The organism is Streptomyces sp. NPDC107528 (assembly GCF_055639295.1).
In genome coordinates this window covers 51,554-77,920 of sequence record NZ_JBVKAV010000010.1, presented here as the reverse complement: position 1 = coordinate 77,920, position 26,367 = coordinate 51,554, and the positions used below count along the sequence as shown (strand labels likewise).

Annotated in this window: 25 protein-coding genes; 5 read left to right on the top strand and 20 right to left on the bottom strand. The window is 70.1% G+C overall.

The annotated features are described in order from the left end of the window. Window positions 1-32 precede the first annotated feature (32 nt). The 7 genes from ACZ7L5_RS29805 to ACZ7L5_RS29775 all read right to left on the bottom strand — a co-directional run bounded on the left by ACZ7L5_RS29805 (window position 33) and on the right by ACZ7L5_RS29775 (window position 7,007). Window positions 33-452: a Zn-ribbon domain-containing OB-fold protein gene (locus tag ACZ7L5_RS29805; protein WP_471520356.1), complete on the bottom strand. Its 420-nt coding sequence runs from the start codon at window positions 450-452 to the stop codon at window positions 33-35. Next, window positions 449-1,606, bottom strand: a complete 1,158-nt coding sequence (locus ACZ7L5_RS29800) for an acetyl-CoA acetyltransferase (RefSeq protein WP_471520354.1) — start codon at window positions 1,604-1,606, stop codon at window positions 449-451. Before ACZ7L5_RS29800 ends, ACZ7L5_RS29805 begins: the two co-directional genes overlap by 4 nt. Window positions 1,607-1,767: 161 nt before the next feature. After that, window positions 1,768-2,658, bottom strand: coding sequence for an ABC transporter substrate-binding protein (locus tag ACZ7L5_RS29795; protein WP_471520352.1), 891 nt, complete (start codon window positions 2,656-2,658; stop codon window positions 1,768-1,770). Window positions 2,659-2,717: 59 nt separating this feature from the next. Next, window positions 2,718-3,503 carry an amino acid ABC transporter ATP-binding protein gene (locus ACZ7L5_RS29790; RefSeq protein WP_471520350.1) on the bottom strand — a complete coding sequence of 262 codons (786 nt, stop codon included), beginning with the start codon at window positions 3,501-3,503 and terminating at the stop codon, window positions 2,718-2,720. Further along, complete coding sequence (locus tag ACZ7L5_RS29785) at window positions 3,500-4,411, bottom strand: amino acid ABC transporter permease (protein WP_471520348.1); 912 nt, start codon at window positions 4,409-4,411, stop codon at window positions 3,500-3,502. Before ACZ7L5_RS29785 ends, ACZ7L5_RS29790 begins: the two co-directional genes overlap by 4 nt. Continuing rightward, window positions 4,408-4,890: a hotdog family protein gene (locus ACZ7L5_RS29780; protein WP_471520346.1), complete on the bottom strand. Its 483-nt coding sequence runs from the start codon at window positions 4,888-4,890 to the stop codon at window positions 4,408-4,410. Before ACZ7L5_RS29780 ends, ACZ7L5_RS29785 begins: the two co-directional genes overlap by 4 nt. Then, window positions 4,884-7,007 (bottom strand): acetate--CoA ligase family protein, encoded by a 2,124-nt coding sequence (locus ACZ7L5_RS29775; protein WP_471520344.1) that lies wholly within the window; start codon window positions 7,005-7,007, stop codon window positions 4,884-4,886. Before ACZ7L5_RS29775 ends, ACZ7L5_RS29780 begins: the two co-directional genes overlap by 7 nt. A 191-nt stretch (window positions 7,008-7,198) precedes the next feature. On the opposite strand from ACZ7L5_RS29775, the gene ACZ7L5_RS29770 reads away from it, so the two are divergent. Then, window positions 7,199-8,140 carry an Lrp/AsnC family transcriptional regulator gene (locus ACZ7L5_RS29770; protein ID WP_471520342.1) on the top strand — a complete coding sequence of 314 codons (942 nt, stop codon included), beginning with the start codon at window positions 7,199-7,201 and terminating at the stop codon, window positions 8,138-8,140. A gap of 96 nt (window positions 8,141-8,236) precedes the next feature. Here the strand turns inward: ACZ7L5_RS29770 and ACZ7L5_RS29765 are convergent, their stop codons facing one another. From ACZ7L5_RS29765 to ACZ7L5_RS29735, 7 genes are all read right to left on the bottom strand, one after another. Next, window positions 8,237-9,631, bottom strand: coding sequence for a sensor histidine kinase (locus ACZ7L5_RS29765; RefSeq protein WP_471520340.1), 1,395 nt, complete (start codon window positions 9,629-9,631; stop codon window positions 8,237-8,239). Then, window positions 9,628-10,293: a response regulator transcription factor gene (locus ACZ7L5_RS29760; RefSeq protein ID WP_471520338.1), complete on the bottom strand. Its 666-nt coding sequence runs from the start codon at window positions 10,291-10,293 to the stop codon at window positions 9,628-9,630. Before ACZ7L5_RS29760 ends, ACZ7L5_RS29765 begins: the two co-directional genes overlap by 4 nt. A gap of 60 nt (window positions 10,294-10,353) precedes the next feature. Next, window positions 10,354-11,586 carry an ABC transporter permease gene (locus ACZ7L5_RS29755; RefSeq protein ID WP_471520336.1) on the bottom strand — a complete coding sequence of 411 codons (1,233 nt, stop codon included), beginning with the start codon at window positions 11,584-11,586 and terminating at the stop codon, window positions 10,354-10,356. After that, the gene (locus tag ACZ7L5_RS29750) at window positions 11,583-12,377 is read right to left on the bottom strand and encodes an ABC transporter ATP-binding protein (protein ID WP_471520334.1); all 795 of its coding nucleotides are present in this window, start codon (window positions 12,375-12,377) and stop codon (window positions 11,583-11,585) included. The genes ACZ7L5_RS29755 and ACZ7L5_RS29750 overlap by 4 nt, the downstream gene beginning before the upstream one ends. Beyond that, a complete protein-coding gene (locus tag ACZ7L5_RS29745; protein ID WP_471520332.1) occupies window positions 12,374-13,513 on the bottom strand; it encodes a peptidoglycan-binding protein in 1,140 nt (379 codons plus the stop codon). Before ACZ7L5_RS29745 ends, ACZ7L5_RS29750 begins: the two co-directional genes overlap by 4 nt. Then, window positions 13,510-14,121, bottom strand: coding sequence for a hypothetical protein (locus ACZ7L5_RS29740; protein ID WP_471520330.1), 612 nt, complete (start codon window positions 14,119-14,121; stop codon window positions 13,510-13,512). The genes ACZ7L5_RS29745 and ACZ7L5_RS29740 overlap by 4 nt, the downstream gene beginning before the upstream one ends. A gap of 192 nt (window positions 14,122-14,313) precedes the next feature. Next, window positions 14,314-16,158, bottom strand: coding sequence for a ricin-type beta-trefoil lectin domain protein (locus tag ACZ7L5_RS29735; RefSeq protein WP_471520328.1), 1,845 nt, complete (start codon window positions 16,156-16,158; stop codon window positions 14,314-14,316). Window positions 16,159-16,534: 376 nt separating this feature from the next. Between ACZ7L5_RS29735 and ACZ7L5_RS29730 the strand changes: the two genes are divergently transcribed. The 3 genes from ACZ7L5_RS29730 to ACZ7L5_RS29720 all read left to right on the top strand — a co-directional run bounded on the left by ACZ7L5_RS29730 (window position 16,535) and on the right by ACZ7L5_RS29720 (window position 18,792). Further along, window positions 16,535-17,032 carry a SigE family RNA polymerase sigma factor gene (locus ACZ7L5_RS29730; protein ID WP_471520326.1) on the top strand — a complete coding sequence of 166 codons (498 nt, stop codon included), beginning with the start codon at window positions 16,535-16,537 and terminating at the stop codon, window positions 17,030-17,032. Further along, complete coding sequence (locus ACZ7L5_RS29725) at window positions 17,025-17,384, top strand: hypothetical protein (protein WP_471520324.1); 360 nt, start codon at window positions 17,025-17,027, stop codon at window positions 17,382-17,384. The genes ACZ7L5_RS29730 and ACZ7L5_RS29725 overlap by 8 nt, the downstream gene beginning before the upstream one ends. 130 nt (window positions 17,385-17,514) lie before the next feature. Beyond that, complete coding sequence (locus ACZ7L5_RS29720; RefSeq protein WP_471520322.1) at window positions 17,515-18,792, top strand: mannosyltransferase family protein; 1,278 nt, start codon at window positions 17,515-17,517, stop codon at window positions 18,790-18,792. A gap of 339 nt (window positions 18,793-19,131) precedes the next feature. Here the strand turns inward: ACZ7L5_RS29720 and ACZ7L5_RS29715 are convergent, their stop codons facing one another. The 5 genes from ACZ7L5_RS29715 to ACZ7L5_RS29695 all read right to left on the bottom strand — a co-directional run bounded on the left by ACZ7L5_RS29715 (window position 19,132) and on the right by ACZ7L5_RS29695 (window position 24,264). Then, window positions 19,132-19,920, bottom strand: a complete 789-nt coding sequence (locus tag ACZ7L5_RS29715; RefSeq protein WP_471520320.1) for an alpha/beta fold hydrolase — start codon at window positions 19,918-19,920, stop codon at window positions 19,132-19,134. A gap of 343 nt (window positions 19,921-20,263) precedes the next feature. Further along, window positions 20,264-21,010: a hypothetical protein gene (locus ACZ7L5_RS29710; RefSeq protein ID WP_471520318.1), complete on the bottom strand. Its 747-nt coding sequence runs from the start codon at window positions 21,008-21,010 to the stop codon at window positions 20,264-20,266. Window positions 21,011-21,249: 239 nt separating this feature from the next. Further along, window positions 21,250-21,807, bottom strand: a complete 558-nt coding sequence (gene tpg, locus ACZ7L5_RS29705; RefSeq protein ID WP_471520316.1) for a telomere-protecting terminal protein Tpg — start codon at window positions 21,805-21,807, stop codon at window positions 21,250-21,252. 90 nt (window positions 21,808-21,897) lie between these two features. Next, window positions 21,898-24,003, bottom strand: coding sequence for a telomere-associated protein Tap (tap, locus tag ACZ7L5_RS29700; RefSeq protein WP_471520314.1), 2,106 nt, complete (start codon window positions 24,001-24,003; stop codon window positions 21,898-21,900). Between the two features lie 45 nt (window positions 24,004-24,048). Beyond that, window positions 24,049-24,264 (bottom strand): hypothetical protein, encoded by a 216-nt coding sequence (locus ACZ7L5_RS29695; RefSeq protein WP_471520312.1) that lies wholly within the window; start codon window positions 24,262-24,264, stop codon window positions 24,049-24,051. A 388-nt stretch (window positions 24,265-24,652) separates the two neighbouring features. Between ACZ7L5_RS29695 and ACZ7L5_RS29690 the strand changes: the two genes are divergently transcribed. Continuing rightward, window positions 24,653-25,261: a dihydrofolate reductase family protein gene (locus tag ACZ7L5_RS29690; protein WP_471520310.1), complete on the top strand. Its 609-nt coding sequence runs from the start codon at window positions 24,653-24,655 to the stop codon at window positions 25,259-25,261. Window positions 25,262-25,484: 223 nt separating this feature from the next. Here the strand turns inward: ACZ7L5_RS29690 and ACZ7L5_RS29685 are convergent, their stop codons facing one another. Then, window positions 25,485-26,258, bottom strand: coding sequence for a maleylpyruvate isomerase family mycothiol-dependent enzyme (locus ACZ7L5_RS29685; RefSeq protein ID WP_471520308.1), 774 nt, complete (start codon window positions 26,256-26,258; stop codon window positions 25,485-25,487). Window positions 26,259-26,367: the final 109 nt, after the last annotated feature.

Here is a 26,367-nt window from a genome sequence, read left to right as displayed (position 1 = left end):
TGCGTGATGAGGACGGGCGGCGGCGATGCCCGTCACCGGTCGGGGGTGCGGTCGAGTTCGAAGACCGGGAGGTGGTAGCCCTCGGCCACCGGCTTCCAGACGAGCCGGACACGGTCCCCGGCCGAGGCCGCCAGACGGTCGGGGCCGACGATGTCGGACAGGAACCGGACTCCGTCGTCGAGGTCGACGAAGGCCACGACGTACGGGCACTCCTGCGCGGTCATGACTTCGAAGGGGCGATGGTGGACAGAGACGGCATGCACGCTGCCCCGTCCGGTCGACTCCGCCCAGTCGAAGTCCTGCGCGAGGCAGTTCGGGCAGGCCTCCCGCGGGTGGTGGATCAACTGTCGGCAGGCCCGGCAGCGTTGCAGCATCAGCCTCTTGGACCGGGTGGCGTTCCAGTACGGCGCCGTGCCCGGCCGCTCGGGGGGAAGGAAATCGCTCTGGCTCACAGGGTGCCCTCCGTGCCCAGGACGACCGTCGAGGTCGCCGACAGCATTTCGCCGGTGCCGTGGGCCACCGCGATGTCCGGCGCGTCCAGTTGGCGTTCGCCGGCCTCACCGCGCAGTTGGCGCACCGCCTCCGTCAGGAGGAAGATCCCGTACATGCCGGGGTGCGTGTAGCACAGTCCGCCACCGTTGGTGTTCATCGGCAGCGCGCCTCCCGGTGCCGTCCCGCCGTCCGCGACGAACTGCGCGGCCTCGCCCTTGGCGAAGAAGCCGAGGTCCTCCAGATGAAGCAGCGCCGTGATGGTGAAGGAGTCGTACGCCATCAGCAGGTCGACGTCCCTGTGGGCGACGCCCGCCGCACCGAACGCGCGGGGCCCGGACACCGCGCCCGGTGTCACCGTCAGGTCCGGCATCGCGTGGATCATCCTGTGCGAGTGAGCGGTGGCGGCGCCCAGGACGTACACGGGCGGTTTCCGCAGGTGCCGGGCCCGTTCGGCGGACGTGACCACGACCGCTCCCGCACCGTCCGTGACCAGGCAGCAGTCCAGCAGACGCAGCGGCGAACAGACCTGCGCCGAGGCAAGCACGTCATCGACCGTGACCGGTTCCCGCAGCCTGGCCCGCGGGTTCATGGCGGCCCACCGCCGGGTGTTCACCGCGATGGCGGCGAGCTGTTCCGATGTGGTGCCGTACGTGCTCATGTGCCGGTTCGCCGCCAGGGCGTAGGAGCCGATCAGGCCCAGCCCGTACGGCACCTCGAACTCGTCCCGCGGACCGGGGGGATCGACCCAGCCGCCGCCCCCGCGGCGACGGTCTCCACGCGGTGTCGCCGCATAGACGATCAGGACGGTCTGCGCGAGCCCGGCCGCGATCGCGGCCGCCGCCTTCTCGACATAGAGCTCGAAGCTGGAGCCGCCGTTGTAGGTCGCCTCGCTGAACACCGGTGCGATGCCCAGGAATTCGGCCAGGTCGAGCGAGGAATCCGTGTGCGCGACGCCGTCGACGTCCGCGAGGGTCAGCCCTGCGTCGTCGAGTGCCGCCTTGATCACTCGGGCTTCCAGCGCTCGGCCCCAGATGTCGAGCTCTCCCGTGGGCGACGCCTCCTCGGCGATCCCGACGATGGCGGCGACACCGCGCATCGTGCGGTCCTGCGGCATGGTCCTACCTGCCTTTCGTGATGAGCGCCCGCGCGATGCGCGGGTCGGTTCGGCGCACCCTTTGCGGCATGACACGGCATGACACGGCATGAGGTGCATGGCGCGGCACGGCATGAGGGGGTGCGAGGTGATCGGGGTGTGTCGAGGGCCGACGCCGGCGGTCAGGCGGCGGGTGCGGACTTCGGGTTCACGGGGAACGCGTCCACGGCGGAGTCGCCGAGCTTCCACTTCGCCATGATCGAGTCGTACTCGCCGGACTTCCTCAGCTCCTGCAGCGCCGTCGAGACGGCCTCGGCCAGGTCCTTCGACTCCTTCGCCACGGTGATCCCCATGGGGAACACCCCGGGCAGCCGTCCGTGCACCTTCACGTCCGCCTTCAGCTTCCCGACGACGTAGTCGGCGTTGACGTTGGTCACCAGCGCGGTGTCGGCGCGATCGCTGGTCACCGCGAGCAGCGCGTTGTTGGCGTTCTCGAACTGCTTGATGTCGACGGCGGGTTCACCGCCGGCCCGGCACTCGCGCGAGGCGTCCTTGAGCAGCGGGATCTCGGTGGAACCCTGCGGAATGGTCACGCTCATGCCGCACAGCGCCGCATACGAGTTCAGCTCCGGGCCCTGGTGATCCACCGGGACCAGCATCTGATCGAAGGCCTCGGCGTACTGCACCATGGTGACCGACTTGAACTTGTCCTCGGTGATGTACATACCGGCGATCGACGCGTCGAACCGGCCGGACGCCAGTCCGGGGATGATCCCGGAGAACGAGCCGCGCTTCCACTCGACCTTGACGCCCATCTCCTCGGCGACGGCGTTCATCAGGTCGACGTCCGAGCCGACCATCTTGCCCGAACCGTCGATGGACTCCAGCGGCGGATAGGTCGGATCGGTCATCACACGCAGGGTCTTGCTCCTGGCTATGTCGTCCGGCAGCAGGGCGACGACCTTCGGGTTGCCCGCGGGAGCGGAGTCGTCGGCCACCAGGTCCGAGCTGCACGCGCTCAGGACCGTTGCGGAGAGCAGGACGAGGGAGAGGGACTTCACGAATCTGGCCATGGGGCGGTTCCTTTGGTGCGCGGTGGTGCGAGGCGGGTGCTGGTCCGAGGGGCCGGTGTTCAGTGCAGAACGTGGGACAGGAACGCCTTGGTGCGCTCCTCGCGCGGTGCGTCGAGTACGGCGGCGGGAGGGCCCTCCTCGATCACGACGCCGCCGTCCATGAACACGACGCGGTCGGCGACCTCGCGCGCGAATCCGATCTCATGGGTGACGACGATCATCGTCAGTCCGTCGTGGGCGAGGCCCCGCATGACGCCGAGCACCTCGCCGACGAGTTCGGGATCGAGCGCCGAGGTGGGCTCGTCGAACAGCACCACGTCGGGCTCCATCGCCAGGGTCCGCGCGATGGCGACGCGTTGCTGCTGGCCTCCGGACAGCTGGTCCGGGTAGGCGTCCTTCTTCTCCACGAGCCCGACCCGCCGCAGCAGTTCGACGGCCTCCGCCTCGACGACGGACCGTTTGCGCCGGTGGACACGGACCGGCGCCTCCACGACGTTCTCCAGGACCGTCATGTGCGAGAAGAGGTTGAAGCGCTGGAACACCATGCCGACGGCAGTCCGCTGCCTGCAGACCCTGCGCTCGCTCAACTCGCGCAGCACACCGCCCGATTTCTCGTAGCCGATGGTGTGGTCGCCGACTACGACGATGCCGTCGTCGACCTTCTCCAGGTGGTTGATGCAGCGCAGCAGCGTCGACTTGCCCGAGCCGGACGGTCCGAGCACGCAGACGACCTCACCGCGCCCGACGCGGAGACTCACCCCGTTGAGGATCTTCAGTGAGCCGTACCGCTTGTGGACGCCGCGTACCCGGACGATCGTGTCCGGCGGTGTCGGGGACGTGGTCATCGGGGCCCTCCTTCGGCCCGGCGCGGCGTGCGCCGGGATCTACGGACCTGCATGCCCTTGGAGTACCGCTTCTCCAGGAAGTACTGGCCGACGTTGAGGACCGAGGTCAGCGCGAGATACCAGATGCTCGCCACGATGAGCAGCGGGATGGTCTGGAAGTTGCTCGCGTAGATCTGCTGCACGGAGTACATGAGGTCGGCGACCGCGAGGACGCTCACCAGCGAGGTGGTCTTGAGCATGTTCACGATCTCGTTCGCGGTGGGCGGGATGATCAGCCGCATCGCCTGCGGCAGCACGATCCGGCGCAGCACCAGATCCGGCGACATCCCCAGCGCCCGCGCCGCCTCGATCTGCCCCCGGTCGACCGAGCGCATGCCGGCCCGGACGATCTCGCTCATGAACGCGGCCTCGTTCAGGCCGAGACCGATGATCGCGGCCGCCACCGGGGTGATCAGGGCGTTCGTGTTCAGGTCGACGACGGAGAAGACGCCGGGCACGCCCACCCCGATCGTCGGGAACAGCGCGGCGAGGTTGTAGAAGAACACCAGCAGGACCAGCAGGGGCACTCCGCGGAAGAACCAGATGTAGGCCGCGGCCAGCCCCGAGATGACGAAGTTCTCCGAACTGCGCATCACCGCAAGGACGATGCCGAGCAGGATGCCGATCGCCATCGAGACCGCGGTCAGCCACAGCGTGAGGACCAGGCCGTCCAGCACGGGTCCGGAGAACACATACCTGCCGATGACGTCCCAGCCGAACCGCTCGTTGCGGGACAGCAGGTAGGCCGACCAGGCGGCGGCGACCAGCAGGAACACGGCGAAGCCGGTGCGCCACGGTTGCCTGCGCGCGGCGACGGGCGGGAGCTCGGGCTCCGGTTCGCACCGCAGCGCCTCCACGGCGGAGGTCACCGAGCGCCCTCTTCGGCTGTCGCGACGCCGGCCGTGGGCAGCTGGTAGCAGAGCCATGTGGCGGTCATGCCGGGGCGGTCGGCGTTCTCGTGTTCGAGAACGCACTCGAAGGCGATCAGGTAGCCGTCGTGCTTGGGTTCCACCTTGGTGACCGTCGTGCGGAAGCGCAGCGGCCGGCCGGCCACCATGGGGGAGACGAACCTGACCCGGTCCAGGCCGTAGTTGAGGCCGTAGGTCGAGCTCATGTCCCAGTTGATGTACTTGCTGATGAAGTGGTCGAGCAGGCCGAGCAGATGGAAACCTTCCAGCAGCCCCTCCGGGTACAGCAGCCGGTCCTCCGGCGTCATGAACTCGTCGATCATGGTGGACTCCTCGAAGAGTCCTCGAAGCCGGGTGTCGACGCTGATCCAGGGACTCTCGATCGTCTGCCCGAGCAGGCCGGGGATGTCCTCCAGTCGGACTTCGTTCGTGCTCAGCATGGTGTCCCGTCCTCTCTTCGAACGATGGCGTCGACGGCCCAGAACCCTTCCGCGGCCGTCATGAGCGGGTTGATCTCCACTTCTTGCAGGCTCGGGTCCTCGGCGAACGCCCGGCTGAAGGCGGCGATCCGGGCGGCGAGCAGTGCGATGTCGACACCCCGCGAGCCGCGGTAGCCGCGCAGCAGCGGCGCGATCTTCAGCGAGTCGAGGAGCGCGACGGCCTCGGCGTCGGTGAGCGGGGCGGCGAAGGTCCCGACGTCGCGGAGGAGTTCGGCCAGTACGCCGCCGGCGCCGACCGTGACGACCGGTCCGACGGCGGGGTCCCGCCGCGCGCCGAGCAGCACCTCGGGGCCGTCGGCGGTGACCTGTTCCATGACGATGACTCCGGCGACCTCGTGGTCACCGGACGAGACGAACCGCTGGTACATCGCGCGGGCGCCGGCCCAGGCCTGGTGGCCGGGCACGCCGGTGCGCACGCCTCCGATGTCCGACTTGTGGTGCACGCCGTCGATCACGACCTTGAGCACCACCTCGGAGGCGGTGAGCGTGAGAGCGTTCGCGTCGTCCGACTCCAGCTCGCGCGCGGTCAGGAACCGGTGCTCCGGTACCGGCAGCCCCAGTCGCGCCACCGTCGCGAGACTCTCGGACTCGCACAGGGCCGCCAAAGGCTCCCGACCCCGTCGGTCGGTGTGCGGCTGCTCGGCCGCCCGGGGACCGCCGCCCATCGAGGCGCTCGCCGCCAGCACCCGGCCGGCGATGCGCGGCGTGCGCACGACGGGGATGCCCTCGTTCACGAAGGCCCGGACGATCGCGTCGTCGGCGTCGCCGTAGGGGGAGTAGACGAAGACCGGGATCCGGGCCGTCTTGCTGACCCGGCCGAGAGCCTGTGCCTCGCCGACGACGGAGGAGAGGTCGCGGGGTGCGGCCTCGTCCTTGAACAGGCCGAACTTCAGCACGGCTCCGATGTCGTCCCGCGCCACGATGTCCGCGAGTTCGCCCCACAGAGACCCGTCTCCGTGGTCGTCGATGACCGCGTCGACCGGATTGCCGACCGCGGCCAGCGGGTTGAGTGCCTGCCGCAGTGCGGCCTGCACTTCCGGGGAGAATTCCGGGACCCGCAGCCCGGCCCGCTCGACCGCGTCGGCGGTGAGCGTCGCGAAGCCGCCGCCGTTGCCGATGATCGCGACCCGGTCGCCGGAGGCATGCGGCGCGATGGACAGTGCCTCGATCAGCGGCATGAGCTGGGACTCGTCCTCGACCTCGATGACCCCGGCCTGGGCGAGCAGCCCGTCGTAGATCATGGACGGCGAGACGATCGCCGCGGTGTGCGAGACCGCCGACCGCTGCCCCGAACTGGTCCGCGCCCCGCGCAGGACGAGCACCGGCTTGGTGCGCGCGGCGACTTGGAGGGCGTCGACGAACTGCCGGCCGCTCTCGTTCCTGATCCCCTCCAGATAGACGGCGATCACGTCGACGCCCGGGTCGCTCGCGCAGTACTCGATGTACTCGTGGATCTCGATGTCGGCCTGGTTCTCGAAGCCGACCACGTTCCGGAACCCGAGGCCGACGGCCCTGAGCTTGGGTGCGAGGGATTCGATGAGCGTGCCGCTGGCGGAGATGAAGGCCACGCCGCCCGGCCGCGCGGGCAGACCGAGGAGGTTGGCCCCGGTGGCGCCGCCGTAGACGCCCATCGAGTTGGGGCCGACCAGTCGCGTGCCGCGGGCCCGCGCGTAGGCGGTGAGTTCGCGCTCGGCGGCCTCGCCCGCCGCGCCGGTCTCGGCGAAGCCGGCGGTGTGCAGGACGACAGTCGGCACGCCCAGGTCGGCGGCTTCCCTGGTCACGTCCGCCGCTGCCGCGGCGGGTACGGCGACGAACACGACGTCCGGCACCTCGGGGAGGTCCGTGAGCGAGGGGTAGGACGCGACGCCCTGAACGGGGCGGCCGCTGCGGGAGACCGGGTAGCTGGTGCCGTCGAACGACTTGAGCAGGTGCTGGAAGTACAGCCCGCCCATCTTCGCCGTGTCGTTGGACGCGCCGACCACCGCGACGGCTGTGGGTGCGAACAACGACGACAGAAAGCCCGCTCGGGCCCCGCCGGTGTTGGAGTTCCTGGACATGGCGGCGAGGTTATGTCTGCCAAACGGCACCGTCAACACTTTTCCGGATGTATTTTGCTGAGAGAGCGAACGAAAAGGTCGTCCAGTTCGGCTTTTGCAGACGTATCGAAGATCGATGATGAGAGGGGGCAGCACCTCGGCAGTGCCGGATTGCTAGGGTCCGGCGTGGTGGCTGACCAGGAAGGATCCGCATGGAGCTCGACGAGTTCGATCTCGCCCTGATCGAGCGGCTGCGCATCGACGGAAGGGCCTCGTACGAGTCGCTCGGCGCCGAGGTCGGGCTCTCACGGACGGCGGCTCGGGCACGGGTGCAACGCGTCCTCGCCTCAGGCGCGCTGCGCGTGGTCGCCATGGTGCATCCCGAGTTCGACGGGATCCACGCGTTCGGACACCTCTCCCTCGCGGTGCACGGCCGAACCACGGCCCAAGTGGCGGCATCCGTCGCGCAGTTCCCGGACACGCCGTTCGTGTCGATCGTGTCCGGCCGGCACTCGATCGTCGCCGAGCTGCGCTCCTCGGACGTGGCGAACCTCGCCGACACGGTGAGCCTCATCCGGTCCGTCGACGGGGTCCAGTGCGTCGACACGCTGCTCTACACCCACCTGGTCAAGGAGTCGCACCTCCCGGCGGCGCACCAGCCGGAGAGCCTGGAGCAGTTCGACGACACGGACCGCCGGCTGCTGAACCTGCTGCGGCAGGACGGACGGATGCCCTACGCGGATCTGGCCGACCGGGTCGGGCTGTCCCGGGGAGCGACCCGGTCACGAGTGCTGCGGCTCATCGAGTCCGGTGTCGTCGCCATCACCGGGATCGTGAATCCGACCGCGTTCGGCATGACCCGGATGACCGGGTTCCAACTGCATCTCGAAACCGACGGCGCGACGGCCCTGAGCGCGATCGGCCGCATGGCCGAGGTGGACTTCCTGGCGCGCACGTTGGGGCGCTGCGACGCGGTGGGCACGCTGATCACCCGCACAGGGGCCGAGACGATCGACATCCTGGACCGGATGCGGGCGATCGACGGCGTGCGGGACCTCCAGTCGTGGACACATCTGGAGCTGGTCAAAGAGCAGTACGACCGCAGGCCGCTGAGAGTCCTTCCGCGCTCGGCGGGCGCCGCCGCCGGGCGCTGATCGCCTGCCGGCTCCCGCAGTGCCCCGGCATCACCCGGCTGACGGCAGGTCGCTGCTGGCGGCATCACCCTGCCGACACCAGGCTCCCGGGAATGCTCATTCTTTTGAGCACTTCGTCGTGAGCGCGAGCCGGGACGGGGCCTGTTCGACCGGGTCCGCGAGCGGCAGCGTGACGGTGACTTCCAGCCCGCCCCCCTGCGGCGAGGCGATGCGCAACTCTCCGGCGTGCGCCTGGGCGATGGACTCCGCGACGGCCAGTCCCAGGCCGTGACCGGCGGCGGGCCCGCGCCCCGCCCGACCCGCCTGCCGGGTGTCGAGACGGTGGAAGGGCTCGCGCATCATGTCGATCTCCTTCCGGCTGAACCTCCGGCCGGAGTTGCGCACCACGAGGCGGGCCCGTCCCCGCCCCGGATCGCGCTCCACCCTGACCTCGGCCGTCCCACCCGCGTGGTTGTGACGGATCGCGTTCGAGACCAGGTTGGCGGTCAGCTGGCCGAGCAGGACCGGGTTGCCCCTGACCCGGGCCGGGACGGCGTCGACGGTGACGGCCACGTCCATCTCCCGCGCCTGGGCCCGGTGCTGGGCGGCCGCCTCCCGCACCACCTCGTCCAGCGCCACCTCTGCCCTCTCGACGCCGCCCTGATCGGCGCGGGCCAACGTGAGGAGGGCGCTCAGGATGTCGGCCGACCGTGTGGTGAGGGTGAGCAGTTTCGGACCTACGTCCTGGAGGCAGTACTCCTCCGGTGCCGCCAGCGCCACCTGGAGGATCGCGCGCATGCCGGTGAGCGGAGTCTTCAGTTCGTGCGAGGCGTTGGAGGCGAAGCGGCGCTGCGCGTCGAAGGACGAGTCCAGCCGTTCCAGCATGTCGTTGAAGGTCTCGGCGAGTTCCCGGATCTCGTCCTTCGGGCCCGTCGGGGTGATGCGCTCGTGCAGGGTCGATCCGGCGATGCCACGGGCGGTCGCGGTGACCCGCTGCAACGGCGCCAGCATGCGCCCGGCGACGATCCAGCCGAGGAACAGGGCGATGAGCAGCAGGACGGCGAGGGCGACGGCGCTGAAGAGCAGCAGCTCACGCAGGAAGTCCTCCTTGGTGGAGACCTGGAACGACGAGACCCAGGTACCGGCTCCTTTGTCCGCCCCCGTCGCGGAGGGCCCGCAGATGTACGACCGGGGGCCCACGTCAGCGGAGGAGGTCAGCAGCCAGCGGATCTCGCTCAGGAGCTCGGCCAGGGACCGGTCCCCGTCGCACTTTTCACTGATGGCGAGGCTCTCCGCGGGAGACTTCCAACCGGCTCCGACGCCCGCGGAGCCCCGGTCCGGCGCACCGGGAGATTCCATGGTCTCGCTGTAGACGGGGACGTACCTCATGAACCCGTACAGCAGCGCGATCAAGGTCAGGGCGACCAGCGTGAGGAGAGCCCCGTAAGTCAGGGTCAGCCGGGTCCGCAAGGTGACGCGGCGGCGCCCGGCCCGGGGCAACAGGCGCCTCACCGCGCCGGCGCCAGGTAGTAGCCGGCGCCGGTCGCGGTGTGCAGCACCGGCGGGTCGCCGAGCTTGCGGCGGAGCGTGGAGACCGTGATCCGTACGGCGTTGGTGAACGGGTCGGCGTGTTCGTCCCAGGCCTTCTCCAGCAACGTCTCGGCGCTGACCACGCCGCCGTCAGCGGCCATCAGCTGATGGAGCACCGCGAACTCCTTCCGGGTCAGCCGCAGGAACCGGTCACCCCGGTAGGCCTCCAGCCGGAACGGGTCGAGACGTAGGTCCAGGCTGCGCAGCACGGGCGGCGGCGGCGTCCCGGCCCGCCGCTGAAGCGCCCTGAGCCGCGCCGTCAGCTCGGGGAAGTCGAACGGCTTGGGCAGATAGTCGTCGGCGCCCAGCCGCAGCCCGTCCACCCGGTCGTGCAGCGCGGAAGCCGCCGTGAGCATCAGCACCCGCACCCCGCTGTACCGCTCGTTGATCTCCCGGCACACCTCGTCGCCGTGCACACCGGGCAGGTCGCGGTCAAGGACCACCACGTCGTAGGCGGCGCAGGCCAGGTGCTCCAGGGCCGAGGTGCCGTCCATGGCCAGGTCGACAGCCATGGCCTCGCGCCTGAGTCCGGCGACCAGGGCCTCCGCTATGAACGAGTCGTCCTCCACGATCAGTACCCGCACGGCCCTCTCCCTTCCTCGGCGGCAGGCGCATGATGTCCCGGGCAAGCTTGCCGCCGCTTCCTATGCGGACGACAACGCCACCGTCGGCGGTGTGCGCGCCGCCCGGAACGCCGGGTAGAGTCCCGCGACCGCCCCGATGACGACGGTCGCCGCCAGGCCGCCGAGGAGCGCCGTGACGGGCAGCACGGTGGGCCAGCCCTGGCTGTAGGCGTAGCCGAAGGTGACAGCGCCCCCGAGAGCCGCACCCGCCACCCCGCCCAGGGCCGACAGCAGCAGCGCCTCCGCGAGGAACTGACGGCTGACGTGCCGGCGCGCCGCGCCCAGGGCCCGCCGCAGGCCGATCTCCCTGCGGCGCTCGATCACGGAGATCACCATGGTGTTGGCAACGCCGATGCCACCGACGAGCAGTGCCACACCCCCGAGCCCGAGCAGCAGCCCGTCGAAGGAGCCTTCGGCCGCCTGACGTGCCTTCAGCGCGTCGGAGGGACGGCTGACCGTGACGAACTGCGGCGACTCGGGGTTCACCGCGCGGGGCAGCCGGGCCCGTACGGCCCCGACCAGGGCGTCCGCGGAGCGCTCGTACACCTTGGTCGGTTTGCCGTCATAACCCAGATACCGCTCGGCGGCTGCGGCGTTGACCAGAACGGCGGTGTCCAGCTCCGGTGTCAGCGCGCTCGGCGCGAGGGTGCCGAGGACGGTGAAGTAGCGGTCCTTGATCCAGATGCGCTCTCCCGGGCCGGTCACCCCGAGCCGGGAGGCCGCACGCTCGCCGAGAACCGCGGTGGGATAGCGGGTCGGGGCATGACTGAGCCAACTGCCCCATTTCAGTGTTCCGTTGAGGGCGCGCAGCAGGCCGCGGTCCGTCGCGAGCACCGTCAGCGCGTTGCTCTCGGCCGGGTCCACACGCTCGTTGCGGTAGGCGGCGACACCTTTCACCTCCCCCGTGGCGGAGGCCACGTCGACCCCGGCCGCCCGGCCCATGGTGGCCGCGGCCGTCGCGGGCAGGGGTACGGGACGGCCGGTGTTCGGGTCCTCGCCCGGGGTCACGGTGAGGAGATTGGTGCCGAGCGCGTCGAGCTGCGCGTCGAGGTGCGCCTGACTGGACGTCGAGATGCCGATGACGGACAGCATGGCGGCGATGCCGATGGCGATGCCCGCGGCGGAGAGCAGGGCCCGTACCGGCCGGGTCCACAGCCCGTGCACCCCCAGCCGGACGAGGTCCGCCGTACGCAGCCGCGCGGCTTGTCTTCCGCGCCGGGCAGCGCTCCTCTCACCACGTCGGGTGTCGCTCATGCCGCCGCCTCCGGCCCCTCGCCCGCGCCCGGTTGGCCTCCGGCGCCTGGTATGTGTGCGTCGTACACGCCCGGTCCGTCTCCGGTGTCCGGCCCGGTGGCGGTGTCGCCGACGAGCCGGCCGTCGCGCATCTCCAGACGGCGCGGGACCTGAGCGGCGACACCCGTGTCGTGCGTGATGATCACGACGGTGGTGCCGCCCAGGTGCAGATCACGCAGCAGCTCCAGCACGGTCCGGCCGGACCGGGTGTCGAGCGCCCCGGTCGGTTCGTCGGCGAGCAGCAGCGGCGGGTTGCCGACCACCGCCCGGGCGATGGCGACGCGCTGCCGCTCACCCCCGGACAGCTGATGGGGCCGGTGATGGAGCCGGTGGTGCAGACCGACCCGGCGCAGCGCGGCCTCGGCGTGCCGGCGCCGGGTGCGGCGTGGCACACCGGTGTACAGCAGACCGTCGGCGACGTTGTCCAGGGCGGGCGTGTTGTCGGCCAGGTGGAACTGCTGGAAGACGAAGCCGATGCGGTGGGCCCGCAGCGCCGAGAGCCGGCGGTCACCGAGGCCGCCCACGGCCAGCCCGTCGAGGTGGACGGTGCCGCTGGTGGGGCGGTCCAGCGTGCCGATCAGATTCAGCAGCGTGGACTTGCCCGATCCGGAAGGGCCCACCACGGCGACGAGTTCGCCGCGCCGCAGGGTCAGATCGATGTCCCGCAGCGCGTGGACGCGGTGCTCGCCCTGCCCGTACGCGCGGCCGACCCCGGCGAGTTCGACGACCGGGCCGGAGTTGACGGGAGTCACAGCTTCGGCACCCCCACCCGGGTGCCCTCGGTGATGCCGGAGCCGCTGATCTCGGCCCGCCCGTCGGCGAACGCGCCCGTCTTGACGGGCACCAGCCGTACGCGCGTGCCCTGCACGACCTGAACCGCGTAGCCTCCCCGGTCCGCCGGAAGCAGAGCCGTGACCGGCACGGACAGCACGTCGCGGGCTTCCACTCGCTTCAGCACGACCTGGACGTCGGTGTTCTGCACGTTCTTCAGCGCATCCGGATCGGACAGCCGCACGGACACCGGCACCACGCTCTCGCCGTCCTTGTTCAGCCTGTTGGCGCCGACGGAAGCGATCCTCCCCGGGGTCTCGCTGCCGTCCGGCATCATGATCGTGGTCTTGGTGCCTTTGACGGCCAGATCCTGCTCCGCGACCGGGATCTCCACGGCGACGTGCTGGGCGGCACTGCTGATCCGCAGGATCTCCGCGCCGGGCTCGGCGGCGTCACCGGCCCGGGCCAGGGCCTTGCCGATCCGTACCGGCCCGGACGCGAACACGACCCGGCCCAGCTCGATCTTTCCGGTCGCGGGCAGTCCGACGGCCTTCTGCCAGCGTTTCACCGCGGCGGCCGTCTTCTCCGAGTACTCGTCGTCCACGGTGAATCCGGTGTAGCCCAAGGCGGCGAGATTCTCCTCCAGCGCCAGCACATCGCGGCCGTCAGCCATCCCGGGCGCGAACTCCCGCCAGGCGGGCAGGTTTCCGCGCAGCAGAATGACCGGCTTGTCGTCGACAGCGTAGAGCTTCTCGCCGCGGCCGATGCCGCTGTTCCCGGCCGGTGTCCAGGTGACGATCCCCCGGATCTGGTTCTTGACCCCGCGCTCTCCGGAGTAGCGCACGGGGCCGAAGGCTCGCACCTCCTCGACCAGGTCGCCACGCACCACCTTCTCGGTGGCCGACGGACGTTGAGCCGCGCCGGCCGGCTCGGAGGGGGGCGAGGGGCGGTCGTACAGCAGGAAGGCTCCACCGCCCGCGACCGCCACCACCGCCACGGTGATCGCCGCGATCAGCGGCCCCCGCCGGGAGCGGCGTCTGCCGGGCTCTGCCGTGAAGGTGTCCGTGGCGGGATCCATGCCGGACTGCCGATCGGATGTCGGGATGTCCGTCGTCACTGGTCGCTCTGTTCCTTCAGGGCTTTCGTCCGGTCGTTCAGACGCTTCTCCTCGGTCCGGCACGCCTTCAGCGCGGCCCGCAGTTCGGGGGAGTCCTGGATGGCGATGCCGCCCTCCGCGTCGGGCGTGGGCTCCTTGTAGCCGTTCTCGCGCATGCACTTCTGGTACTTCAGCCGCAGCGCCTGCACTTCCGGGTGATTCAGGACCTCGTCGGGCATGTCGATTCGCTGTGCCCCGCCGGTGGGGTTCTGTCCGCAGACCTTCTCGGCGCGCTTGACCTGACTCTGCGGCACATCGGACGGGAGCTTGACCAGGCCCGATTCCGCATCGGGGTCCTGGGCGTCGACATTGTTCTCGCGCATGCACGCGGCGTATTTCAGACCGGCGTCGCGGTTGTCGTCCGAGCCCGCGGCGTCCGCGCCGGGCGTGCCGCCGCCCGGATCCGAGGCGTCGGACGCACTCGGTGCGGGACCCTCCGACCGGACGCCGTCCGCTCCGGAACCGCATGCGGTGGCGAGGACGAGGGCCGTCGCGCTGACGAGGAGCCGGGCGTGCCGGACGCGCAGGTGGGGGCGACGGGGGCGGGTGAGGCGAGCCGGGGAAGACATGGCATTCCTCCATGGATGGGCGGCAGCGACAGCGGGCTACGGGTGACCGGCACCCGGCCCGAACGAAGCCAACCAAGGAGGACTTATGGCCGGGGTCTGGCGGCCGCCATATCTCCGCGATACGCCGCGGCAGCCTTCCCGCCCGGCGTGCTCACCCGGACGAACGGTGAACTGCCGCACCCGCCGGTGCCATCACCTGCGCGACCACTCCCGGGGCGCGGCGGTACACGCGCTCAGCTCCAGCTTCGCACCGTTCACCGGCGTCCCGCCGCGCACGCTCAGGCACAGACCGCTCGCGTCGTGAACCATCGCACCGTCACTGCGATGGGTCCACCTCAGGGAGTTGTCGCCGTCGGCGCACGGGGCGAGCCGGACACCCGTGCCCTGCACGGCAGAGGCGGCCGCGGGGGCGATGCAGAGCCACTTCATGCCCAGTTGCCCGTTCAGCTTGGAGGTGACGTCCTTCGAACTGCGGCTGTACTCCGCGCCGCAGGAGCCGGCGATCAGATCCACGCCCGTCGTCACGGAGTTGCCCTGCGGAACGAGGCAGAGGTTCGAATCCCCGGGCTCCCAGTACGTCGTACGGGTCTCCTGACCGTCACCACCGGCGTTCGCGGACAGATTCCAGGCGTAGCGAATACGGTCGAGGAGCGAGGGGTTGGTCACCTTCAAGGTGGCCGTCGCCCCGCTGCCCTCCCGCGTCGTCAGCGAGAACGCGTCGTTCTCGCCGTAGCCGGGCCAGTACAGGCTCCCCGTCCCGGAGTCCCGGATGATCTCTGTCATGGCGTACATGTACGAGACATGCATGTCGTTGTCGCGAGGGCCGTTGTAGTTGATGCCCGACCGCGACCAGTCACCGAATTCGGTGACGACGGTGCGCTGGGAGCACAGCGACGTGTCCGCCCCGGCGGGGATCCCGAGGCGTTCGCGCATCGATGCCTTCCAGGCGGACACCGACTTGTGGAAGAGCTCGAACACGCTGTACTGGTGGTAGCTCACGACGGTGCCGCTCAGCCGCTTGTCCTGGCACACGGCGGTGAGGTACCTGTCGTCTCCGCGGCCGGCGACGACGACCTGGTTGCGCGGCAGTTGCGGATAGGTGTGCAGGAACTTGTTGACGAAGTCCTGCCACCCCACGGACTCGTCCTTCGGCTCGTTCACCACGTTCGCGTAGAAGCGCGGGTCGGAACCGTACTCACCGATGAGTGTGCTCCAGACCATGTCGAATTCGGTCTTGGGGATGTCGTAGTAGAACCGCTTCTGCTTCCCGGTCCAGAGCCCGACCATGACGTTGACGTCCTCGTTGAGAGCGGCGTCCAGGGCCGCCCGGTAACCGTCCCAGTTCAGGGTCGGCGCGTTGACACCGAAGCGGATGGTGTTGGCACCCAACCGCTTGAACTCGCGGACGATGGGGACCGCCTTCTCATACGTCGCCGCGTACCCGTCCGCGGCGCTCAGTCCGGAGGGGACGATCGCGTCGGCCCGGAAGTTGTCGCCCTCCGCCGACCAGTTCACGCCTCGCAGGTCCTTGGGCGGCGCGGCCGTGGCGACGGTCGGGGACGTCCACTGCTGATTCTTCGTGAAGGTGCAGGTTTCGAGTGTGACCCCGGTTGCTTCCGGTGTGCTGTTCGCCGGCTTGGCGACACACTGACCGGTGGCCGAGTGCACGAGGGTGTTGTACACGCCGCGGGAGAACTTCGGCGAGATGCTCATCGTGGGCGTGCCCGCGGGTTGACACCTGGCTGTGCGCAGCTGCGTGCCCACGACCGTGAGGCACAACGTGCCGGACATCGCCCGGAGTTCGCCGTTGGGTCGGAAGGAGAAGTTCTGGTTGGGGTCCTCGTTGCAGTCATAGACTCCGACCAAGCCTCCGGGTTCCTTGTTGTTCCCCAGCACGTCCAGGCACTGCCCTGACCCGCTGTTCTTCAGGGCCACCGGATCACTCGACGCCTTTGCCGCTGAGGCGGCGGCGGACGGCGCGGCGGCCGGCGTGATGACCGCGAGACCGGCGAGGATCACCGCTCCCGCCGTCACCATGACCACGGATCCTCGCGGGACACCTCTTGGCGCAGCTCTCATCATTCACTCCAGATCCGGCCGTCGGCAGAGACATCAGAGTCGAAAGTTGCAAGAAGTTAGCACGCTACTGACCGAGTGAATCCATTCGTGAAAAAGATTCTCAAGCGGCTGAGCGGTCGTCGTGCGCGGTGAACCACCTCTGCCATGAACCCGGGTGCTGTTCCTGCCTCCGCGGCACCCGGGATGAGCCATGCGATGGGGCCCGGGCCGGCTCCCCGTGTCCGTGCTCCAGATGATCTGTGACCGCCCTCACTCTGATTTCTCACCAGCGATGTCGACCAGACGGCTCGAGCCGGGCGTATGCCCCATGACGCAAAGATCCGGGAGTGGCACATTGACCGTCGAGGAGTTCGAGACGTTCTACGCCGAGACGGTCGGGCGGCTCACGGGCCAGTTGTACGTGATGCTCGGTGACCTACAGGAGGCGCAGGACGTGGTGCAGGAGGCGTTCGTCAAGGGGTGGAGCCGACGGTCCCGGCTCGACCGTGACGGGCGCCCCGAAGCATGGATCCGCACCGTCGCCTGGCGCCTCGCGGTAAGCAGGTGGCGTTCGCGCCGCCGCGCCTCGCACGCCTGGCAGCGCAGCGGAGTGCCGCAGCACGCCGAAGGGCCGGGGCCGGAGCAGGTCGCCCTCGTCGATGCGATGCGGGAGCTGCCGGGTCAGCAGCGCCGCTCGCTGACTTTGCACTACCTGTGCGATCTCACGGTCGAACAGATCGCCGCCGAGACGGGATTGTCCGCCAGCACGGTCAAGACGCACCTGACCCGTGGCCGGGCCGCGCTCGCCCACCGACTCCAGGACCCGCGGATCGAGGAGACGCCCGATGCCTGAGTCCCAGGACCCGCTGCGGTCCTTGTTCGAACAGGCCGCCCGGTCCGGCCGCGAGCGGATGGTCCCCGTGCCCGTGTCGGACATCACCGCGCGGGGACAGCGGGCGCACCGGCGGCACATCGCCTGGGCCGTCGCCGCGTGCCTGGCCCTGAGCGGGGGAGGAGCCGCCGCGGCCGTGCTCCTGCCAGGGGAGCCGGCCCCGACCGGTCCGGCCACCACGCCCTCTGCGGAGTCCTCCGAACTTCCCTCGACCGGACCGCCGTCGCGCACTCCTACGACCCCTCCGACCACCAGGCTGCCGTCGGGATCGCGGACGACGCCTCCCCCGCCCGCGGCAACCACACAGCAGTAGCCGGCGAGCCCGCACCACCCACCCGCCCCCCGGCGGGTGGGCACCCCCATCGCCCCGAACCCCTGCCCTCCCGTGCCCGCCCCGGCACCACGGGCTGGTCCCGCATGCCCACACGCCCCCGGGAGGGCCCATGCCGACTGTCCAACCAGGACGTCAGGAGCGCGTCACCATACCGGCGCCGCGCACCACCGCACGGCCGCGGAACTCCTCACCTGCGGCACGGGCCGACGAGTCCGCCAGGGGCCGCCGGGCCAAGCCCGTCCTGGGCCGCCCGTGGCTGCGGTTGAGCCCCGTCGACCGTGACGTGCTGTGGCTGTACCTGCTGACCCGGGCCGGGGTGTGGATCACGGTCTACTGCGCGCGGTGGCTGTTCCCGCCCGACCAGGCCGCCCACACGCCCGAACCGCTGCTCGCCCCGTTCCAGCAATGGGACTGGAACCACTACCTGAACATCGCCCGCGACGGCTACTTCCCGGGAACGGACGGACCGTGGCAGAAGGACTGGGACAACCGCGAGGCCTTCTTCCCCGGCTTCCCGCTCATGCTGCGCGCGGTCCACATGGTCGTTCCGCACTGGACCCTGGCAGGGCTGCTCATCTCCTTCCTCGCCGGCGCGGTCGCGGTGGTGGCACTGGCACGCATCGCTGAATCCTGCCTGCCCGGCGGGAGCACCGGCCGGCGTACCGTCCTGCTCCTCCTGCTCTCGCCGTGTGCGATCTTCCTGGCCGTCGGCTACACCGAAGCGCTGTTCCTGGCCTTGGCGCTGCCTGCCTGGCTCGCCGCCCAGCGCGGCAACTGGCCGCTCGCCGCCGTCCTGTGTGCCCTCGCCACCTCCGTCCGCGTCAGCGGTCTCTTCCTCGCGGCCGCGATAGCCGTGCACTTCCTGACGACCGCCCGCAGACGCGGGCACTGGGCGGCACTGCCCTGGCTGGCGCTGCCCGCCCTCCCGGCGGGCCTGTACAGCTGGTATCTCGAAAGCCGCACAGGTGACTGGAATGCCTGGACGCATGCCCAGGAACGCGGTTGGTACCGCACCTTCCACACTCCGTGGGAGGCGTGGGCGCACACCTGGAACGGAGCCTTCGACCACACCTTCAAGACCGGTTACGCCCTCATGCTCCAAGCGGAACTCCTCGCCATGATCATCGGGCTCTGCACGGCCGGCCTGCTGGTACGGCGACGCCGGTGGCCCGAGGCCGTCTTCGTCGGCTGCAGCCTGTGGGCGCTCGGTACCTCGTACTGGTACATGTCCGTCCCCCGGTCGATGCTCCTGTGGTGGCCACTGTGGATCGCCCTGGCCGAGGCCACCCTGCGCAGACCGCGCCTCGGTATCGCGTTGCTCTGCGTCGGTACACCTCTGACCACAGTCTTCGCGCTGACGTTCGTCACCGGCCGGTGGGCCGGCTGAGCGGCGCGGTGAAGTCACGACCGGGCCTCGTGCCGGACAGCGCAGGCCGCGTGCTCACGTGCCGCAGGCCTCGCTTCCCCTCCGAACCCGCGACAAGCGTCATCGAATCCCAGGCCGGACGCACCATGAGGCGTCGGAAGGACCTCAAGTGGCCGGTGGGCTTCGTCATCGGTGCCTGCGATGTCGCATCCCCGAGCTTTTCCGCTGCGACCGGCGGGAATCCGGATCGGGCATGAGGCGGCATGCGCACTCTGCCCCAGCGCAGCGCAGCGCAGCGCCGCACCGCCCCGCACTGAAGCGGCGCTGCCCGCATCGGACGGGATCATGGACCGCTGATGCCTAGGCTGCCGGCTGGGCGCGGCGGATGGGAAGCATGGTCTCGACGGGTTCCGTGGTGAGGTGCTCGATGACGAGGTGATTGACCTCGGCGGGCTTCTCCAGCGGGACCACATGCGAGGTTCCGGGCACGACGGCGAGCTCGGAGCGGGGGATCGCGCGATACAGGGCGGTCGTGTGCTCCAGCGTCATCATGTCGTCGTCGCCGACCATGACCAGAGTCGGCGCACTGATGCGGGCCAGGTCCTCGGTGGTCAGGGACGGCTCGGTGCGCCACATGTCAATCACCTTGCGTGCGACCACCGGCCAGTGGTTGGGGCCTTCCGGCGCCACCGGATCGTACAGCTCGCGGAAGAACTCCAGATCAGAGCTGTCGGGCGTCATGCGGTCGAGCATGGCGGGCTCGACCCAGCACTCCGTAGCGGGGCGGAAGTTCGCTCCGATGATCACGACCTTGCGTACCAGATCAGGGCGGGCGAGGGCGACGAGCAGGGCGACGATGCCCCCGTCGCTCCATCCGACGAGATGGGCCGGACCGTCGATGACCGTGTCGATGAAGGCCACGGTGTCGTCCGCCATGTCCTGGTAGGAGAGAGGCCCTTCTACGTCGGGTGTGTGCCCGTGGCCGCGCCGCTCGGGGAGGAAGAGACGGAACCTCGCCGCGAGATCGGACCGTAGCGCTCCCCATGTGTCGTTCGTGCAGAAGCCGCCGTGCAGCATGAGCAGCGGATCGCCACTGCCGTCGGTCTCGTACCACGTCTTGACGCCGGGAAGGTCCACATAGTCGCCCATGGCCCAGGCTCTCTGCAGTGCCGTTGTCACTCGTCAGTCTCCGCCGCGGCGGCAGCTCTCGCAACGTCGACATGAGGGTCATGTCTCGCGCCGCTCGTGCCGGTACGGCTACCGGGTCAACCTCGGCGCTCCGCGGTTGGTCCCTCGCGAACGGTCGGAGACGACAGGTGCCGCGGGGTGAGCACGCGTCACGCCGTCGACCGGGCGGCCGCCGATCTCCGCGCCCGCGCAGGGGCGGTCCCACCACCTGCCCGGCACCGATACGGAGGGCGGCCTCCAGACATGCCCGACCCCGATGCCACGGGTGCCTGGGCATGTACGTGCCCTCGTGCGGCAAGGACATTCACCTGTGCGAGGACTGCCTCAGCGCTCGACCGGCGAAGTTCTGACCGCTGCGGTGACGGACGCCGCACCGGCCGCCGGAGCGCAGCTCACCCCGCGGGTGCGAGGCGTGTTGGCGGGGGCGGGCGTGGGACCACCCCCGGCCGGGGCGGAGAGCACGTCGTGAGGGCGTCGCACGGCACGTCAGGGAGAGGGGCCCTTGACCGACCACCAGGGCGCCTTCTCCGCATGACGGGCACTCCACCGTGCGGTCCGTGACGTCCTCCAGCTCGGTATGGACGAAGACGCCGACCACCGCGTCCTCGCTGCCACTCTCGCCGGACACGGTCCCGTCCTCGGCGGACCGTACGTACTTCATGTGCTGCTCCATCGGCAACGCCACGCCGCCGACGGTGTGCTCGGAAGGCGTATGCCAGTGCACGTCCGCCAGGACGTACAGGTCAGCGCCAATCGTGAGCCGGCACTCCTGCCCCGGCGGCGGCTCGGCCTTCACCGTTCCGTCGTCATCCGGTACGCAGTCGGCAGGAGCGCCATCGGCACTGAGTCCACTGCTGGTTGGGCCACTGTCGTGCCGAGGGCGCCGCGGGTCGTCGAAGTGCAGTCGCGTGGTGAGCGTCGCCGGGTGGTGGAACCGCAGCGGCGGCAGGACCGACACGTCGGTGGTCTGCGGGCGAATGTCGACCGGGCTCTGCGACAGCGGCGGCGCCGGACTGCCGGAAGCGGAGGGAACGGGCGCGGTCAGGGACATGAGCAACCACCTATCCAAAGCGGCAGGGCGGACCGCCGGCGAGGGCACACGATCACCGCATGACGCCCCTGCACGCCGCCGTGCACACCACAGGTCACCTGGAGTGCTGAGGCCGGACAGCACGGCCTTGACGGACAGGTGAGGGAAAGCCCGGGACCACCGGCCGGGCCGTACGGACAGGAAACGGCCCGAACGGCGGGGCAGTCGAGTTGCTGACGTCTCGGAAGCAGGTGAAAGGGTCAGTAGTCCAGGTCGAGGTAGTCGATGTCATTGATGGCCACGTCGGAGAGTCCGAGAGCGCGGGCTCCGCCGTCCTGGAAGTAGATCTCTCTGAATCCTTCGGCGATGATCGCGCGCATCTGCTGGTCGCCGGCTCCTGTGTTGCGGGCGTCGAACAGGCGCTGTGCGTACGCCGGGGGGAGGTGCACGGTCAGTCGTCGGAAGCGTCCGTCGTCGGTCGTGCCGATGGGCGCGGTGTACCCGAACCGGGCCCGGGTCTCCACCGTGATCCCGCCCGTGGTGGCGGCCTGGCGCTGCCGGCGCTTGCGCACCTGCGGCTGCCAGCGCTGCCGCACCGCGTCGTCGATCCGTTCGGCGATGGCCTGGGGCGGGTGCTTGCGTTCTCCCTTGCGGTAGCGCTCCACCGACCGCTGGCTGACGCCGATCTCCGCAGCAACGGCCCGGGTCGTCTTGAGCTGCCTGATCAGGTAATTGATCTGGCCCTTCAGCGTCTTGGGCGGCTCGCGGGTGAACGCTTCCCGGTCGGCGCGCTCGATGGCGTCCTCGATCTCAGCCACGGCTCAGCCCTTCTCGACAGTGGGGTTGTGACCGCGAGTGTCGACCAGCGGGTACCAGGTCGTGTGTGTCGGGCCGGTGTCGGGCACGGCCTACTCGCCTTCGTCGAGGACGGCGTCGCCGCCCTTGATGTGGCGGGCGGGGTTGTAGCCCTTCTCCATCAGATCGACCGCCCAGAGCATCGACTGGACGCCTTCCAGCTTCGCCAGGCCCGGCGTGGGCCCGAGACGGAAACCGCCGGGCTGCGGCTTGCCGGACGCGGCGTAGGGCAGGAAGTCCAGCGGCGAGGGGCCGGGGCTGGGGTACACGACGCAGTCGGACAGCACGGCCAGCGGGTACAGGCCCGTCATCCTGGCCATGTTGGTGAGCTTGCGGTGCATGTTGACCCGGGCCTTGCTGATGACGGCGGCGCGGATGTCGGGTCGCCAGGTCGGCCGCTGGAGGGCAGGCCACCGCTCACCCTCCTTGTACCGCCTGCCCTGGGGACGCTCCCGCAGTTTCCCGATGCCGCCCTTGACGGTCGCCTTGATGGCGGCGAGGACGGCCGTCAGGGCGGGGTCAACGTCCTTGTGCCGCTCCATGGCGGCGAGGAACTGGCAGTCGTCCAGATCCTTGGTGACCCCGAGGTCGGCGAGGGTGTCGACGTAGGCGGTCTTGAGCCGGTCGTGCCACGGGTCCAGGTATGCGCCGGTCTCGCGGCGCAGGTACGCCTCCAAGGGCCGGACGTTGTAGCCGAGTTCCTGCGCGTAGGCGATGGTGTGCGTCTGGTACCAGGCCGGACCCGTCGGACGGGTGCCCTCAGGGGTGAACGGCGAGGGCAGGCGCGGATCCAGCTCGACGTCGGAGAGGTCGACCAGCCAGCTCCCGGGGATCTTCGGGTTGAACGTCGGGGCGTGGAAGTGGTCCGGGGCGGACAGGCCGACGACCAGGCGGGCAGCCGCCGCGAGGAAGGCGGTGTTGAGGTCCAGACCGACCGCGTACGGCAGTGTGCACTCCTCATCCGTCAGCAGGCTGACGTCGCGCACCCACTGGTACGCCTCCTCATTCAGGAAGCCGCCACTCCAGCCGCTGTTCACGACCACGGGGTGCTCGGGAGTGGCCTCCGGCGGTGCCGGATCCATCGGATCGGTGCCCAGCGAGCCGGGGTTGTGGCCGGACACCCAGTTCCCGCTCGCTTCGTCCCGCACCGCGCGGGTGGGCGGGCGCAGCGCCGTCATCAGCTCCAGCCCCGAGACAGCCGTCGATCCGCGCGGGGTGATGACCCGCTGGGCGTACACCCCCAGGACGCGGGCGATGTCGGCCGGCTCCATCTGCGCCACCCCGGGCCAGGACCGCTCATCGAGGGCGTCCCACGACAGGACCGCCAACTGCACGCACTGCCGCTCAGTGCCCTGCGCCTTGCGATAGATCCTGGCCCACGGCCCGAACCCCCGCTGCGTCAGCTGCCACTTCGCGCCCACCACCTGCTTGACCACCGGATGATCCTCCGGCAGACGCAGCGACCGGCGCTGCTCATGGCCCTCAAGCCGTTCCGGCAGCCCCAGCTTCACGGCGGCCGCCGCGGTCAGGACGATCAGGGGGTCGCTGTCCTTGCCGTTGCGGTGCAGCTTCGACGCGCCCAGGCCGGACTCGCGCAGCGTCCACTCCACCAGCTCCGGGACCGTGGCCGCCGGGCAGTCCAGCACGATTCCGCCCACGCCGTACGCGCAACCGTCACCGTCGAGCACCGCGAGGGGACCGTGCTCGAACCGCGGGTCGAGTGCAGGCCTCGCCGTCTTCGTCGCGGTCGGACGCCGTGATGTCGCGCCGGCCCGGGTGCCGGGACGCCCCGGTTGCGCAGCTGGAACGGCGCGATCGGGCAGGGCATCCGTCGTCTCCACCTCGGACGCGGCCGGTGCGGCGAACGCCGCCGGCACCGGCACCGGCGCGGCGGCCGAGGCCGGATCGTGGGCCGGGTACTTCTCAGCCCACCCATTCAGCAGCCGCTGGTAGGCATCCAGCCGCGGCGACTTCGGCTCGCTACGGCCGTTCTCCCAGTTCTTCACCGACTGGGTCGTTGTCTTCAACGCGGTGGCGAGGCGGGCCTGGGTGACGCCGGCGGCCTCACGCAGCCGGGCACGTTCCGCCGGAGCCGGCAGCTGCGGCTCCTCATTCAACAACGCGTCGACGGACGCGAACAGCTCTTCCTCAGATGCCACGCCCCGCACCTTTACTCAAGAACAACCTCTCACTTATCCATGAACTTACCCCATGTATTGATCCTGTCGCGTCCATTGGAGTCCGAGGTCGGTGAGTGCGGCGAGGCGTTCGGTGGTGAGCTTGGCGCGGCTGGTCTTGGTGTTGGTGAGCCGGACTCCGAGTTTCTCAGCGTGCTCGGTGTCGTCGACCACAACCACCTCCACATGCCCGCGTGGGACGGTCAGGGTACTGGCCGCCAGGCGCAGTAACTGCTGTGACATCACTGGGGCGGCGCGGCCCCGCTCGAACGTGGGCCGGTCGGTGGTGCGGCTCGCTCCCTGCGCCGCACCACCGGGTGCCGGGCAGTCGATCCGCGCCCGCCTGGCCGCGGCCGCGGACCCGCTCCACCTCGCTCGTGCCTTCGTGACCGGCCCGACGCCGGCAGCCGGATTAGTTGCTGGGCGTCATGCTCTACGCGAGGCACCCTACTGACCGTGCCGGCGCCGTCATCGAGACCGGAATCGGCCCTCCGGGTCCTCCGAAGCAGTGCCGTTCCGCTGGCCTGATCAGCCGCAGCGTCATGGGTTTTCTCGTTACTCCACAGCGCGGCCGATGAGTTTGTGGCTCCCGGCCGGTCCAAGCTCATGACACCTAGGAAAGGACAGCGCCATGTCGGAGCTTCTCGTCGACTTCATCACCTCCCTCGACGGCTACGCATCGGGAGAGGGATGGCCCGGGTTCTGGGGCCTCGAGGGCCCGGAGTACCTCGCATGGCTCGGCGAGCAGCCCGAGGCCACCTACCTGATGGGAGCGAACACCTACCGCCTGATGTCGGGCTTCGCCAAAGGCGAGGTCCCCCATGGCCAGGAAGAGTTCAGGCCCGAAGAAGAGGCGTCCGTCGACGAGCTCACGCAAGCGTCCAAGGTGGTGTTCTCCTCCTCACTCCAGGAGCCATTGACGTGGGCCAACTCCACGCTCGTCCGTGACGACGCCGTCGAGGCGGTCCGCGCCCTGAAGTCGAAAAACGGCTCGGGGCTCCTCAGCACGATCGGCAGCCTCAGCCTGTGCCGGTCCCTGCTACGAGCCGGACTCGTCGACCGCTTCCGGGTCGTGATGTTCCCGGTGATCACCGGGGCCACGGGCGAGGAACGCATCTACGACGGCTATCCGGACGTTGCCCTCGAGATGATCGAGCACCGCACCTTCGACGGCCGCATCCAGCTGGTCGAGTACAAGCCCCGCGTGCTCGACCACCCGCCGCTCGGCGACCCTGCGTGACGTCGCCCCGTCCGCCGGTCTGGACGTCCACCAGGCCGGCGCCGGCGGGCGCGGAGCAAGACCTCATAGAGGGCGAACGACCAACGTCAGGACGCCCGGTCCAGGTCGTCGCGCGAGAGCAGGCCCGCAGCCTGCCCGCAGCCGCGCGGTGCCCGCAACCACGGGCCCAGTGGCGCCCGCAGGAGCGCAAACACCACCCACAGATGCGTCACACATGCGCGTTTTACGCGTTCGGGTCCCAGTCCGCGAGCTGCTCCATCGGCTCGGTGTCGCCGGTGGTCTCCAGGCCGTCGAGCGGGACGCGCTCGTAGAAGTAGAGGACCAGTTCGCTTGCTGCGCCTCGCATCGCCATGTCGCCCGGCTCCGCGTCGGCGGCGAGGTCGTCGCAGCGGACACCGTCGGCGTTGAGGGTCAGGCGCCAGGAGCGGCCCTCGGTCGTGCGCAGGTCGATGGTTGCCGGCTTGAACGGCCAGGGGACGGTCGTCGCCGAGACGGTCGTCAGGAACTCGTCGACGCCCTCGAGCGCGACGTCCGTCGGCAGCGGCTGTGCGGCGCCCTGGGTGAGCTGGGCGTCGTAGGTGTGGACGGCGATCTCCTGGATCTGGTGCCGGGCCACGGCTCCGCTGGTCTCCGGGGCCTGCGAGCGGCCCCACCAGGTCCAGCAGCCGCAGTCCGGACCGGCCTCGCGCATCGCGTCGAGCATGAGCTCGGTCGACTCGGCGAGCCAGGCGTCCAGGGCTTCGCGGTCGCGGGGCGCGGTCGGGGCGCCCTTCGGGTCCGTTTTCGCCGGGGGCTCAGCGCCCGGGCCCGCCGCGACGATGGCGGCCGGGCGGCGGCGGCCGTCACCGAGGTGCTGCGCCAGTTCGCGCAGCGTCCAGTCCGGGCAGGTCGGGACCTGGACGTCAAGGTCGGGGGCGGACGCGATCGCAGCGCGGAACGCGGCCGAGCGGTCTTCGATCAGCCGCAGGACCTCGGGGAACTCCAAGATGTTTTGCACCGCGGTTGTGTATCACGGCGCTCCGGCCGCCGGGTAGCGAATTCGTCCGACGAACGCGTCGACGGCCGGGCGGAGCGCCGGCGCCGAAGCCGTCGACTGCCAGCAGCTC